Genomic DNA, 12,903 nt, shown 5'->3' with positions numbered 1-12,903 from the left:
CCGGTTACGTTCGCAGGCATGGAAGACGCACTCCGCCCGCTGACCGTGATCGGCGGCTCGGTCGTCCTCACCCTGCTCATCGGCTGGGCCACCGACCTGCTGCTGCGCAAGGCCGACGAACGGCACCACGAGACACCGCTGTGGGGACTGCTGCGCCGGGCCCGCGTGCCCTACCAGCTCGTCCTGTGCTCCGCCCTGCTCAGAGGCTCCTACGACCGCGCCGAACTCCTCCAGGAGCACCGCGGCGGCATCGGCCGCACGCTGACCCTGGTGCTGATCGGGTCCGCCGCCTGGCTGGCCGTCCGGATCGCGGCGGCCGTCGTCGAGACCTCGTACTCCCGCTACGCCAGCTCCCGCGCCCAGCGGGACCCGGCCCGGGTGCGCCGGGTGCGCACCCAGGTCGAGCTGATCATGCGGGTGGTCACCGCGGTCGTCATCGTGGTGGCCGCCGCCTCGATGCTGCTGACCTTCCCGGCGATGCGCGCGGCCGGTGCCTCGCTGCTGGCCTCGGCCGGGATCCTCGGCATCGTCGCCGGTGTCGCCGCGCAGTCCACGCTGAGCAACATGTTCGCCGGGCTCCAGATCGCCTTCGGCGACATGGTGCGCATCGGCGACACCGTCGTCGTCAACGGCGAGTGGGGCACCGTCGACGAGATCACGCTGACCTTCCTGACCGTACGGACCTGGGACGAGCGCCGGATCACCATGCCGGTCTCCTACTTCACGTCCAACCCGTTCGAGAACTGGTCACGCGGCACCCCGCAGATGACCGGCACCGTGTTCTGGCACCTCGACCACTCCGCGCCGCTGGAGGCGATGCGCGACAAGCTGCGCGACATCCTGCGCACCTGCCCGGCCTGGGACGGCCGCGCCTGCAACGTGCAGATCACGGACACCACGCCCACCACCGTCCAGGTGCGGGCGCTGGTGACGGCGAAGGACGCCGACGACATCTGGACGGTACGGGTCGCGGTGCGCGAGCAGATGCTCCGGTGGCTGTGCGAGGAGCACCCGTACGCGCTGCCCCGCGTCAACACCGGCGAGGCGGTGCCGTCGCGGGACCGCGCCGCCGGGGACGGGCACGGGGACCGGGCGGTGCCCGTCGCCGGTCCGGACGGGACGCGCACCGGCGTGGACGCGTCCCGCGCCGGGCGCGGCTGACGGGGCCGCCGGGCGTTCAGTGGCCGCGCTCGGCGCCGCCGTTGACCTGGACGATCTGCGAGGTGACGTGCGCGGCGGCCGGGGAGGCCAGCCAGTGCAGGGTGGCGGCGACATCGCCGGGGGTGCCGGCGCGGCCGGTCGAGGTCTCGCCGACGAGCCGGGCGCGGCGCTCGTCGTCCATCGCGTCGCCGAAGAATCCGGTGTCCTCGATGTAGCCGGGGGCGACCACGTTCACCGTGATGCCGTGCGGGCCCAACTGGCGGGCCAGATCGTGGGCGTAGGGGTGCAGGGCCGCCTTGGCCGCGCCGTAGGCACCGCTGCCCGAGCCCCGGTAGGCGGCGATGGAGCTGAGGAACAGCACCCGCCCGCCGGGCTCGGCCAGCCGGTGCCTGAGGGCCTCGGTGAGCAGCACGGCGGTCAGCGTGTTGAGCCGGAAGTTGAGCGACCAGTCGTCGGCGATCCGTTCCAGCGGGTCGTCCCGCTCCGGCCGCTGCTCCAGCAGCCCGGAGCCGCCCGCGCTGTGCACGAGCACGTCCACGGCGCCCATCTCCTCGGCCACGAAGCGGACGGTCTGCCGTACGTCGTCCACGTCCGTGAGGTCGGCCGCGCGGACGAGCGCCCCCGGCACCCGCGCCTCGCGCAGCACCTGCTCGCGTCGTCCGAGCAGCAGGACGCGGTCCCCGTCGGCGGCGAACGCCCGCGCCGCGGCCAGCCCGATGCCCGTACCACCACCGCTGATCACTACGTTGCGTGTCATGCCACCGAGACTAGGACCTGCCCGGCCGCCGACGGGTCAGCGCAGGCTGCGCACGTCGAGGTGGCGCAGCACCCGGTCCACGATCTCCGGGTCGGCGCCCGGCTCGCTGCGGGCGGCGAGCACCTCGTGCCGGGCGGCGCTCAGCATCTCGGCCTGGATCCTGCGCAGCCGCTTGATCCTGCGCACCCGGTGCTCCTGGGCCTCGCGGCGCTCCTCGTCGCCGATCTGCGGGTTGATCCGCAGGCCGATCTCGAAGGCGCGCCGCAGCATCTGCTCGGAGACCTCGTCGGGCAGGTCCTCGACCGACTCGATCTCCTTCAGCCGCCGCTTGGCCGCGCGCGCCGCCCGCACCGCCAGTTCCTTCTCGAACTCCTTCTCGCGCTCGGTGTCGGCGCGCACCCCGAGCCGCTTGACCAGCCACGGCAGGGTGAGCCCCTGGAGCACGAGCGTCACCATGATCACGCCGAAGGCGATGAAGACGATCTCGTCGCGGTCGGGGAAGGGCGCGCCGCTGTCCGTCTTGAGCGGGATGGCCAGGGCCAGCGCCACCGAGGCCACCCCACGCATCCCCGCCCACCACATGACGACGGTCTCCCGCCAGCTCGTCGGGATGTCCTCGTCGTAGTCCCGCCGGGCGTGCAGGCGCTGGGTGAGCCAGGTCGCGGGCAGCAGCCACAGCAGCCGGACCAGGATCACGACGCCCACGACCACCCCGGCCCAGCCGAGCAGTTCCAGCCAGCGGCCGGACGCGGTGCGGATCGCGTTGTGCAGTTCCAGGCCGATCAGTCCGAAGGCGACTCCGGTGACGAGGGTGTCGACGACGTCCCAGACGGTGTGTCCGGCCAGCCGGCTCATCACGTCGTCGGCCCCGTAGGCGTACTCGGCCAGGAACAGCGCGGTGGTGAGCACGGCGAGGACGCCGGAGCCGTGCAGTTCCTCGGCCAGCACGTAGGAGGCGTACGGCACCAGGAGCGTCAGGCCGATCTGGAGGGTGGCGTCCCCCAGCAGGTCGAGCAGTTTGTTGGCGCCCCAGCCGAGGGCCACGCCGATGATCACGGCGACCACCGCGGACAGCACCAGGTCGAGTCCGGCCTGCCAGGCGGAGAACTCGCCGCTGACGGCGGCGGCGATCGCGACGTGGTAGAGCACGATGGCGGTGACGTCGTTGAACAGGCCCTCGCCCTCCAGGATCGACACCAGGCGGCGGGGCAGCCCGAGCTGTCCGGCCACCGCGGTCGCCGCGACCGGGTCGGGCGGCGCGACCAGCGCGCCGAGCGCCACCGCGGCGGCCAGCGGCAGCCCCGGCACGATGGTGTGGGCGACCACCGCGACGCACAGGGTGGTGACGAACACCAGGGCCACGGCCAGCAGGAAGATCGGACGTCTGTTCGCCGCGAACTGCCGCCAGGAGGTGCGCCGTACGGCGGCGTAGAGCAGCGGCGGCAGCAGCGCGGGCAGGATCAGGTCGGGCGGGATGTCGACGTTCGGCACGAAGTTCAGGACCGCCAGGACGATCCCGAGGAGCGTCATGAGCACCGGGGCGGGCAGCCCGAGCCGGTCTCCGACGGGGACGCTGATCACGGCCCCGAGCAGGACGACGAACAACAGGGCCAGCTGATCCACGCTCGGCGCTCCGGGGGTCGGACGGTCACACGGCAGCCTCCAGCGTGCCATGCCGTCCGCCGCGTCGGCCTGCTGGGAACCGCCTGGCCGCGGCTACAGGGTGCGCCGCATGGCCCGGTGCGGAATGCCGGCGTCCGGGAATTCGGGGCCGTGGGCCGTGTAGCCCAGCCGCTCGTAGAAGCCGAGGGCGTGGGTCTGCGCGTGCAGGTCCATGGCGGTCAGGCCGTGCGCGCGGGCCGCGTCCTCCAGGGCGCGCACCAGGGCCGCGCCGACGCCGAGGCCCCGGGCGGCGGCGGTGACGGCGAGGCGGCCCAGCGAGCCGACGGCCGGGTCGCCGCCGGTGCGGCCGGCCGCCGCCGCGCCGTGCAGCAGCCGTCCGGTGCCGAGCGGGGTGCCGTCGTCGCGGACGGCGAGCACATGCACCGCCACGGCGTCCAGCTCGTCGTACTCCAGGTCCTCGGGGACGCCCTGCTCGGTGACGAAGACCTCCCGGCGCACCGCGAAGCACGCCTCGCGGTCGGCGGCGCCGGCGGCCACCCGGGTCCGGTACGCGGTCCGGGTCACGCGTAGGTCTCCTCGCGGACCTGGTCCAGGGCCTGCTGGAGGTCGGCCGGGTAGTCGCTGGCGAACTCCGCCCAGTGGCCGTCGCCGGGGTGCTCGAAGCCGAGCCGCACCGCGTGCAGCCACTGCCGGGTCAGCTTCAGCCGCTTGGCCAGGGTGGGGTCGGCGCCGTAGGTGAGGTCGCCGACGCAGGGGTGGCGGTGGGCGGCCATGTGGACGCGGATCTGGTGGGTGCGGCCGGTCTCCAGCTTCACGTCGAGCAGGGAGGCGGCGCGGAAGGCCTCGATGAGGTCGTAGTGCGTGACGGACGGCTTGCCCTCGGCGGTGACGGCCCACTTGTAGTCGTGGTTCGGGTGGCGTCCGATGGGGGCGTCGATGGTGCCGCTGGTCGGGTCGGGGTGGCCCTGGACCAGGGTGTGGTAGCGCTTGTCGACCGTGCGCTCCTTGAACTGGCGCTTGAGCGAGGTGTACGCGTACTCGGACTTGGCGACCACCATCAGGCCGGAGGTGCCGACGTCCAGGCGGTGCACGATGCCCTGGCGCTCGGCGGCGCCCGAGGTCGAGATGCGGTACCCGGCGGCGGCGAGCCCGCCGATGACCGTGGGGCCGGTCCAGCCGGGGCTGGGGTGCGCCGCGACGCCGACCGGCTTGACGATCACGACGACGTCGTCGTCGTCGTGGACGATCTCCATGCCCTCCACGGGCTCGGCGACGATCTGCACGGGCGCGGGGGCCTGCGGCATCTCGACCTCCAGCCAGGCGCCGCCGCTCACCCGCTCGGACTTGCCGACCGCCGTGCCGTCGACCAGCACCTTGCCCGCCGCGGCCAGCTCGGCCGCCTTCGTACGGGAGAAGCCGAACATGCGGGAGATGGCGGCGTCGACACGCTCGCCCTCCAGGCCGTCGGGCACGGGCAGGGTACGGATCTCGGGAAGGGTGCTCACCCGTCGAGTATGCCGGACGGGCCGGACAACGCCGCACGCGCGGGCGTCCGCCGGGGCCTCCCCCGGCGGGCACCGGTGCGGGCCCCGGTCCTGGTGGACGGTGCCGTCAGTCCTTGTGGACGGTGCCGTCCGGGTCCCGGCCGCCGAAGGAGAGCAGCACGATCAGGATGCCGCCGCAGACGATCGCGGAGTCGGCGAGGTTGAAGACGGCGAAGTGCTTGGGCGAGATGAAGTCGACGACCGCGCCCTTGAAGACCCCCGGCGAGCGGAAGATCCGGTCGGTGAGGTTGCCCAGCGCGCCGCCGAACAGCAGGCCGAGCGCGAACGCCCAGGGCAGGCTGTACAGCTTGCGGGCCAGCCGGACGATCACCACGATCACGGAGGCGGCGATGACCGTGAAGATCACCGTGTACGCCTCGCCGAAGCTGAAGGCGGCGCCGGAGTTGCGGATCATCTGGAACTGGAGCCAGTCCCCGATGATCTTCACCGGGGCGTGGTGCTCCAGCTTGGCCACCACGAGGATCTTGCTGACGAGGTCGAGGGCGTACGCCACGGCGGCCACCGCGAACAGCACGCCGATGCGGCGCCTGCCCCGCGGCGGCCCGTCCGCGGCGGCGGACTCCTCCGGCGTGCCGCCGCCGGCCTCCGGCGCGTCCGGCGTCGTCCCTGCTGGTGCGGCCGTCTCCGCCGCGGCGTCGGGCCGCCGCCGCTCCCCGGGACGCTCCGCGTCCGGGGTCTCGTCCGGCGTACCGATGATGCGCTCCGCCTCTGCCACGTGAGTCCCTCGACCTAGGTACCTGACTGAGGACGAGACTACGGCACGTCCCGCGGGGCCGACGCGCTCAGGAGGGCGCCGGCACCCGTTCACCGCCGGTGGCTACCGGCGCTCCTGCTTCTGCTTGCACTCCACGCACAGGGTGGCCCGCGGGAAGGCCTGCATACGGGCCTTCCCGATGGGGTTGCCGCAGTTCTCGCACACGCCGTAGGTGCCCGCGTCCAGCCGGTCGAGGGCGCGCTCGGTCTGGGTGAGCGTCTCGCGCGCGTTGGCGGCCAGGGCCAGTTCGTGCTCGCGCGTGATGTTCTTGGTGCCGGTGTCCGCCTGGTCGTCGCCCGCGCCGTCCCCGGAGTCCCGCATCAGACCCGCGAGGGACGCCTCGGACGAGCTGATCTCGGTGCTCAGCCGCTCCATCTCGGACTCCAGCTCCGCGCGGGCCTCGGCGACCTCCTCCTCGGTCCACGGGTCCTCACCCGGGCGGACCGCGAGGTCGCCCGGCTCCACCGCCGCGGCGACGCGCGCCTTGGGGACCGCGGTCTTGGCCGCCGTGGCCGTACTGGCCCTGCCGGCCCTGCTGGCCCTGCCAGGAGTCTTCTTCGCAACCACCGTCGTGGCTCCCGTCTGCTTCGCGGCCTCGGCCGCGCCCGCCTTCTTGCCCGAGCTCTTCCTGCCCACAGCGGCACCGCTCCCACCCTGCGCGGCGCTCTTCGGCGGGGAGTCGTCCGGCGCGGACTCCTTCGCCGGGGCGGCCTTGCGCGCGGGGGTCTTGCGGGGGGCGGTCTTCCGCGCCGGAGTGCGCCGGGGTGCGGCGGCCGCGGTCCGTTCCGGATCCCCGGCCGGGCCGGTGGACCGTGCGGACCCGGTCGTCCCGCCGTCCGCGCCGGTGTGCCGGGACCTGTCGGACGCCGACTGCTCGGCGGTCTTCTTCGCCACCATGGCCGCGGCCCCTTCACATATTGTGATCTTGCTCGCGAATCGTGCTGGGACGATAAATCGACTCAAGCCCCGCGGCAACGGGGCACGCCGCCCGATTCGCCCGCCTCGCGCGCACCGCGCGCCCGGCATGCAAGCGTTGTGCCCAGCTCCCCGCCGGGTAATCCGACAAGACGCACGTCGGACGATCTCGGCGGGCGGCGCCGCCGCCGTTCGGGTCACCCGCGCCCCCGCCCCGCGCCCGGCGCCGGGCGCCGAAAACCGGTCGGCCGCGGTCCCCGGAGCGCCGTACACTGGGCGGAGCGAGAAGCGTGGATGGGGACGAGTAGCGGCGCAGGCAGCCCAGAGCGACCCGGGGACGGTGTGAGCCCGGGGGCGAGCGCGACGTGAAGATCACCCCGGAGCCGCCGGAAGAACACCCCGGGGAGCAGCCCGGGGCCAGTAGAACCGGCATCGCGAGCCCAATGAGGGGGCTCACCGGAGCGTACGGCGCACCGGAGGGCCAAGGAGGGTGGTACCGCGGGAGCGCGCCGCACGGCGTGGAAGCACGAACGCTCTCGTCCCTCCGACGGTAGGCAGCACATCCGCCGGAGGAAGCTCGTTGAATACGCAGCCGCAGTACCGCCAGGTGCCCGCCCAGGTCGACCTGCCCGCGCTCGAACACGCGGTGCTCGACTTCTGGCGCGAGCAGAAGATCTTCGCCAAGAGCCTGGAGCAGTCCGCGGGCCGCCCCGAATGGGTGTTCTACGAGGGCCCGCCCACCGCCAACGGCATGCCCGGCGCCCACCACATCGAGGCCCGCGTCTTCAAGGACGTCTTCCCCCGCTTCCGCACCATGCGCGGCTACCACGTGGGCCGCAAGGCCGGCTGGGACTGCCACGGCCTGCCCGTCGAGCTGGCGGTGGAGAAGGAACTGGGCTTCACCGGCAAGCAGGACATCGAGGCGTACGGCATCGCCGAGTTCAACGACCGCTGCCGCGAGTCCGTGACCCGGCACACCGACGCCTTCGCCGAGCTGACGACCCGCATGGGCTACTGGGTCGACCTGGACGACGCCTACCGGACCATGGACCCCGAGTACATCGAGTCGGTCTGGTGGTCGCTGAAGCAGATCTTCGACAAGGGCCTGCTGGTGCAGGACCACCGCGTCGCCCCCTGGTGCCCGCGCTGCGGCACCGGCCTGTCCGACCACGAGCTGGCGCAGGGCTACGAGACGGTCGTCGACCCGTCCGTGTACGTGCGCTTCCCGCTCACCTCCGGACCGCTGGCCGGGCAGGCGGCGCTCCTGGTGTGGACGACGACCCCCTGGACCCTGGTGTCCAACACGGCCGTCGCCGCCCACCCGGACGTCACCTACGTGGTCGCCACGGACGGCCGGGAGAAGGTCGTCGTCGCCGAGCCGCTGGTCGCCAAGGCGCTCGGCGAGGGCTGGGAGAGGACCGGCGAGTCCTTCACCGGCGCCGAGATGGAGCGCTGGACCTACCGGCGCCCCTTCGAGCTGGTCGAGTTCCCCGAGCCCGCCCACTACGTGGTCAACGCCGAGTACGTCACCACCGAGGACGGCACGGGCCTGGTCCACCAGTCCCCCGCCTTCGGCGAGGACGACCTCAGGGTGTGCCGCTCCTACGGGCTGCCGGTGGTCAACCCGGTCCGCCCGGACGGCACCTTCGAGGAGGACCTGCCGCTGGTCGGCGGCGTCTTCTTCAAGAAGGCCGACGAGCGGCTCACCGAGGACCTGCGCGAGCGGGGCCTGCTCTTCCGGCACCTGCCCTACGAGCACAGCTACCCGCACTGCTGGCGCTGCCACACCGCGCTGCTGTACTACGCCCAGCCGTCCTGGTACATCCGCACCACCGCCGTCAAGGACCGGCTGCTGGCGGAGAACGAGCGGACCAACTGGTACCCGGACACCGTCAAGCACGGCCGCTTCGGCGACTGGCTGAACAACAACATCGACTGGGCGCTCTCCCGCAACCGCTACTGGGGCACCCCGCTGCCCGTCTGGCGCTGCGCCGAGGACCACCTCACCTGCGTCGGTTCCCGCGCGGAGCTGACCGAGCTGACCGGCACCGACCAGTCGGGCCTCGACCCGCACCGCCCGTTCATCGACGAGGTGACCTTCGCCTGCCCCGAGGAGGGCTGCGGGGCGACGGCCGTGCGCGTGCCCGAGGTCATCGACGCCTGGTACGACTCGGGTTCGATGCCGTTCGCGCAGTGGGGGTACCCGTACAAGAACAAGGAGCTGTTCGAGAGCCGCTACCCGGCGCAGTTCATCTCCGAGGCGATCGACCAGACCCGCGGCTGGTTCTACACGCTGATGGCGATCGGCACCCTGGTGTTCGACAAGTCGTCCTACGAGAACGTGGTGTGCCTGGGCCACATCCTCGCCGAGGACGGCCGCAAGATGTCCAAGCACCTGGGCAACATCCTCCAGCCGATCCCGCTGATGGACCAGCACGGCGCGGACGCGGTGCGCTGGTTCATGGCGGCCGGCGGCTCGCCCTGGGCGGCCCGCCGGGTCGGCCACGGCACCATCCAGGAGGTGGTGCGCAAGACGCTGCTGACGTACTGGAACACGGTCGCCTTCCAGGCGCTGTACGCCCGTACGTCGAACTGGGCGCCGAGCGCGGCGGACCCGGCCCCGGCCGACCGCCCGCTGCTGGACCGCTGGCTGCTGAGCGAGCTGCACGCGCTGACCGACCAGGTCACGCAGGCCCTGGAGGCGTACGACACGCAGCGTGCCGGGAAGCTGCTCTCCGCGTTCGTGGACGACCTGTCCAACTGGTACGTCCGCCGTTCGCGCCGCCGCTTCTGGCAGGGCGACAAGGCCGCGCTGCGCACGCTGCACGAGGTCGTCGAGACGGTCACCCGGCTGATGGCCCCGCTGACCCCGTTCATCACCGAGCGGGTCTGGCAGGACCTGGTGGTGCCGGTGTCGCCGGACGCCCCGGAGTCGGTGCACCTGGCCTCCTGGCCCGAGGCCGATCTGTCCGCGATCGACCCCGAGCTGTCCCGGCAGATGGTGCTGGTGCGGCGGCTGGTGGAGCTGGGCCGGGCCACCCGCGCGGAGTCGGGCGTCAAGACCCGCCAGCCGCTCTCGCGCGCGCTGGTCGCGGCGGCGGGCTTCGACACCCTGGACCGCGAGCTGCACGCGCAGATCACCGAGGAGCTGAACGTCTCCTCGCTGGCGTCGCTCAGCGAGGTCGGCGGGTCACTGGTGGACACCACCGCGAAGGCCAACTTCCGTGCCCTGGGCAAGCGGTTCGGCAAGCGCGTCCAGGACGTGGCGAAGGCCGTCGCCGCGGCCGACGCGGCGGCGCTGTCGCTGGCGCTGCGCGAGGGCACGGCGTCGGTGGAGGTCGACGGCGAGACCGTCACGCTGGCCCCGGACGAGGTGATCATCACCGAGACCCCGCGCGAGGGCTGGTCGGTGGCGTCCGACTCGGGCGCGACCGTGGCGCTCGACCTGGAGCTGACCGAGGAGCTGCGGCAGGCGGGTCTGGCGCGCGACGCCATCCGGCTCATCCAGGAGGCGCGCAAGAACAGCGGCCTGGACGTCGCGGACCGGATCGCGCTGCGCTGGACCTCCACCGACCCGGCGGTCATCGCGGCCCTGTCCGAGCACGCGGGGCTCATCGCCGACGAGGTCCTGGCCACGGACTTCGCCCAGGGCGAGGCGGACGGCGCCTACGGTGACCCGTTCACCGACGAGGGCCTGTCCCTGACGTTCCGGCTGCGCAAGGCGTAGCCGGGCGGGCTCCCCGCGCTCCCCCCGGGGGCGCGGGGAGCGCGCGGAGACCCGTACGTACGGCCAGCCACTGCCCGTGCACACGAGAACGGCCCCGGAGGAGATCCTCCGGGGCCGTTCTCTCAGGCTGCCGACGCCTTGTTCGTGCGTTCGCTCAGGAACCCGTCAGGGCGCCTCAGTTGTCGTCCTCGTCGATCAGGAAGCCGCGCATCGGGGACGGGGCCTGGCCCATGGGGGACGGGCCCTGCGGCCGGACCGGAGCCATCGGCTGGGTCATCGCCGGGGACATCTGCTGCTGGCCGCCGTAGGACGGACCGGACGGGCCGGACGGACCGCCCATCGCGCCGTTGCCGCCGTAGGACGGAGCGCTGGCACCGGCCGGAGCCATGGAGGGCGCCGGGGACGGCGGCAGCGAAGCGGCCGCCGGGGAGGTGCGCGGCGGGGCCAGCGAGTCGTCCGCCTGGGTCTCCAGCTGGCGCAGCTGCGACTCCAGGTACGACTTCAGACGCGTGCGGTACTCGCGCTCGAAGCCGCGCAGGTCCTCGACCTTGCGCTCCAGCGTGGCGCGGGCGGACTCCAGGGAGCCCATCGCGACGCGGTGCTTCTCCTGCGCGTCCCGCTCCAGCGCGTCGGCCTTGGCGCGGGCGTCGCGCTCCAGACCCTCGGCGCGCGAACGGGCCTCGCCGACGATCTTGTTGGCCTCGGAACGGGCCTCGGCGATCGCCTGGTCGGCGGTCTGCTGGGCCAGCGACAGCACCCGCGCGGCGCTGTCGCCACCGGGACCCTGACCCATCGGGCCGGGACCGCCCATCGGGTTCGGGCCGCCCATCGGGCCCGGACCCATCTGGCCCTGCATCGGACCGGGGCCCTGGCCCATCGGTCCGGGACCCTGACCCATCGGGCCGGGGCCCTGCGGGCCCTGTCCGCCGGGGCCGGCGGGCAGCTGCGGGGCACCGCTCGGCAGCTGGGGCGGACCACCCATGGGGCCACCCATCTGCTGCTGCGGCGGGCCCGATATGCCGGCGGGCACCGGAGCGCCGGGACCTCGCATGCCCTGCTGCGGCATCCCGCCCTGCTGGGGCATGCCCGGCCCCTGCTGCTGGTGCTGGGGGTGCTGCGGGTGCTGCTGCTGGTCCTGCTGCTGCTCCGGAGGCTTGCGCATGTTCTGCTGGTTCTGCGCGGCGGCACGGGTGGCCGCGGCCAGCTTGGCGCGCAGGTCCTCGTTCTCACGGAGCAGACGGGTCAGCTCGGCCTCGACCTCGTCGAGGAAGGCATCGACCTCGTCCTCGTCATAGCCTTCTCGGAGGCGGACGGTCGTGAACTGCTTGTTCCGCACGTCCTCGGGGGTCAACGGCATCTCTTCACCTCAACGTAGTCATCGGCAGTCGGCAAGACCGTATCGTCCACACTCACGTCGCGAGGCTTCCCACGATGTAGATCAGGATGTAGACGATGATCATCAGAACGAAGAAGGACAGGTCGAGCGCCACGCCCCCGAGACGCAGCGGCGGGATGAACCGCCGCAGAAGCTTCAGCGGTGGATCGGTGACAGTGTAGGTGGCCTCCAGAACGACCACCATCGCCTTGCCGGGTTGCCACGAGCGGGCGAACTGGAACACATAATCCATGACCAATCGGAAGATCAGTACGATGAGGAACACCATCAGCGCGATGTAGAGAACCTCCATGGCCACGCCCATGATCGGTGCTTCCCTCTCCCCTGTTCCGTGCCGGTTGTCCGGTGTTGCGTCTCAGCTCTGGTTGAAGAACCCGCCCTCTGCGATGCGGGCCTTGTCCTCCGCCGTGACATCGACGTTAGCAGGCGACAACAGAAACACCTTCTGCGTCACCCGCTCGATGCTGCCGTGGAGGCCGAACACCAGACCGGCCGCAAAGTCGACAAGTCGCTTCGCGTCCGTGTCGTCCATCTCCGTCAGATTCATGATCACCGGAGTGCCTTCACGGAAGTGTTCCCCGATGGTACGGGCCTCGTTGTAGGTCCGGGGGTGAAGTGTGGTGATCCGGTACGGCTCACGTTCCGACACGACCTTGGGCATGATCACCGGTGCGTTCTTCTCCAGGCTCGCGCGTTCTTGTGTGATGGATGCCACGGGCGCGATACGCGCCGGACGAGGGGATTCCGCCGGGAGCGAAGCGGAATGGGACACGGGTTCGCGGGGTGCCGGAGGCTGCATCACCCGTACCGGTTCGTCCCTTTGCTGCTGATGTGTACCGTGCGGCTGGTGCGACGGCTCGTGCCGCCTGCGGTCCCGCTCGGGCTCCGGGTCGAGTTCGGGTTCGAAGTCGTCATCGGGGTCGAAACCCCGGCCGTCGTACCCATCGTCCTCCACGAGGCCGAGGTAGACCGCCATCTTGCGCATCGCGCCGGCCATTCTCTGAG

General features: G+C 72.2%; 11 protein-coding genes. 2 read left to right on the top strand and 9 right to left on the bottom strand.

Annotation, left to right across the window (positions count from 1 at the left end; translation table 11 throughout):
* Positions 1-18 precede the first annotated feature (18 nt).
* Positions 19-1,161, top strand: a complete 1,143-nt coding sequence (locus ACWDYF_RS06365; protein ID WP_389466802.1) for a mechanosensitive ion channel family protein — start codon at positions 19-21, stop codon at positions 1,159-1,161.
* Positions 1,162-1,177: 16 nt separating this feature from the next.
* On the opposite strand, the gene ACWDYF_RS06360 is transcribed toward ACWDYF_RS06365, so the two are convergent.
* The 6 genes from ACWDYF_RS06360 to ACWDYF_RS06335 all read right to left on the bottom strand — a co-directional run bounded on the left by ACWDYF_RS06360 (position 1,178) and on the right by ACWDYF_RS06335 (position 6,757).
* Positions 1,178-1,918 carry an SDR family NAD(P)-dependent oxidoreductase gene (locus tag ACWDYF_RS06360; RefSeq protein WP_389466804.1) on the bottom strand — a complete coding sequence of 247 codons (741 nt, stop codon included), beginning with the start codon at positions 1,916-1,918 and terminating at the stop codon, positions 1,178-1,180.
* A gap of 36 nt (positions 1,919-1,954) precedes the next feature.
* On the bottom strand, positions 1,955-3,541 hold the full coding sequence (locus ACWDYF_RS06355) for a Na+/H+ antiporter (RefSeq protein WP_381743750.1): 1,587 nt from the start codon (positions 3,539-3,541) through the stop codon (positions 1,955-1,957).
* Positions 3,542-3,634: 93 nt separating this feature from the next.
* Positions 3,635-4,105: a GNAT family N-acetyltransferase gene (locus tag ACWDYF_RS06350; RefSeq protein ID WP_381743749.1), complete on the bottom strand. Its 471-nt coding sequence runs from the start codon at positions 4,103-4,105 to the stop codon at positions 3,635-3,637.
* Entirely contained in the window at positions 4,102-5,046 is a 945-nt protein-coding gene (locus ACWDYF_RS06345; protein ID WP_018567487.1) for an RluA family pseudouridine synthase, read from the bottom strand. The genes ACWDYF_RS06350 and ACWDYF_RS06345 overlap by 4 nt, the downstream gene beginning before the upstream one ends.
* 106 nt (positions 5,047-5,152) lie before the next feature.
* Positions 5,153-5,821 carry a signal peptidase II gene (gene lspA / locus ACWDYF_RS06340; protein WP_389466807.1) on the bottom strand — a complete coding sequence of 223 codons (669 nt, stop codon included), beginning with the start codon at positions 5,819-5,821 and terminating at the stop codon, positions 5,153-5,155.
* Between the two features lie 102 nt (positions 5,822-5,923).
* On the bottom strand, positions 5,924-6,757 hold the full coding sequence (locus ACWDYF_RS06335) for a TraR/DksA family transcriptional regulator (RefSeq protein ID WP_389466810.1): 834 nt from the start codon (positions 6,755-6,757) through the stop codon (positions 5,924-5,926).
* Between the two features lie 598 nt (positions 6,758-7,355).
* On the opposite strand from ACWDYF_RS06335, the gene ileS reads away from it, so the two are divergent.
* A complete protein-coding gene (gene ileS, locus ACWDYF_RS06330; protein WP_389466812.1) occupies positions 7,356-10,502 on the top strand; it encodes an isoleucine--tRNA ligase in 3,147 nt (1,048 codons plus the stop codon).
* Positions 10,503-10,677: 175 nt separating this feature from the next.
* Here ileS and ACWDYF_RS06325 read toward each other — a convergent pair whose 3' ends face one another.
* The 3 genes from ACWDYF_RS06325 to ACWDYF_RS06315 are packed head-to-tail and all read right to left on the bottom strand — an operon-like array spanning position 10,678 to position 12,895.
* Entirely contained in the window at positions 10,678-11,859 is a 1,182-nt protein-coding gene (locus tag ACWDYF_RS06325; RefSeq protein WP_381743745.1) for a DivIVA domain-containing protein, read from the bottom strand.
* Between the two features lie 52 nt (positions 11,860-11,911).
* Positions 11,912-12,202 carry a YggT family protein gene (locus tag ACWDYF_RS06320; protein WP_018567482.1) on the bottom strand — a complete coding sequence of 97 codons (291 nt, stop codon included), beginning with the start codon at positions 12,200-12,202 and terminating at the stop codon, positions 11,912-11,914.
* Positions 12,203-12,253: 51 nt separating this feature from the next.
* Entirely contained in the window at positions 12,254-12,895 is a 642-nt protein-coding gene (locus tag ACWDYF_RS06315) for a cell division protein SepF (protein WP_018567481.1), read from the bottom strand.
* Positions 12,896-12,903 lie beyond the last annotated feature (8 nt).

The sequence above is a fragment of the Streptomyces sp. NPDC003284 genome (assembly GCF_053589675.1).
This window is presented reverse-complemented; position numbering and strand designations above follow the sequence as displayed.

What these genes read in the sequence shown, in the direction of transcription:
- ACWDYF_RS06365 (WP_389466802.1), top strand. Translation starts at nt 19, where the DNA reads ATGGAAGACGCACTCCGCCCGCTGACCGTGATCGGCGGCTCGGTCGTC.
- ACWDYF_RS06360 (WP_389466804.1), bottom strand. Translation starts at nt 1,918, where the DNA reads ATGACACGCAACGTAGTGATCAGCGGTGGTGGTACGGGCATCGGGCTG.
- ACWDYF_RS06335 (WP_389466810.1), bottom strand. Translation starts at nt 6,757, where the DNA reads ATGGTGGCGAAGAAGACCGCCGAGCAGTCGGCGTCCGACAGGTCCCGG.
- ACWDYF_RS06325 (WP_381743745.1), bottom strand. Translation starts at nt 11,859, where the DNA reads ATGCCGTTGACCCCCGAGGACGTGCGGAACAAGCAGTTCACGACCGTC.
- ACWDYF_RS06320 (WP_018567482.1), bottom strand. Translation starts at nt 12,202, where the DNA reads ATGGGCGTGGCCATGGAGGTTCTCTACATCGCGCTGATGGTGTTCCTC.
- ACWDYF_RS06315 (WP_018567481.1), bottom strand. Translation starts at nt 12,895, where the DNA reads ATGGCCGGCGCGATGCGCAAGATGGCGGTCTACCTCGGCCTCGTGGAG.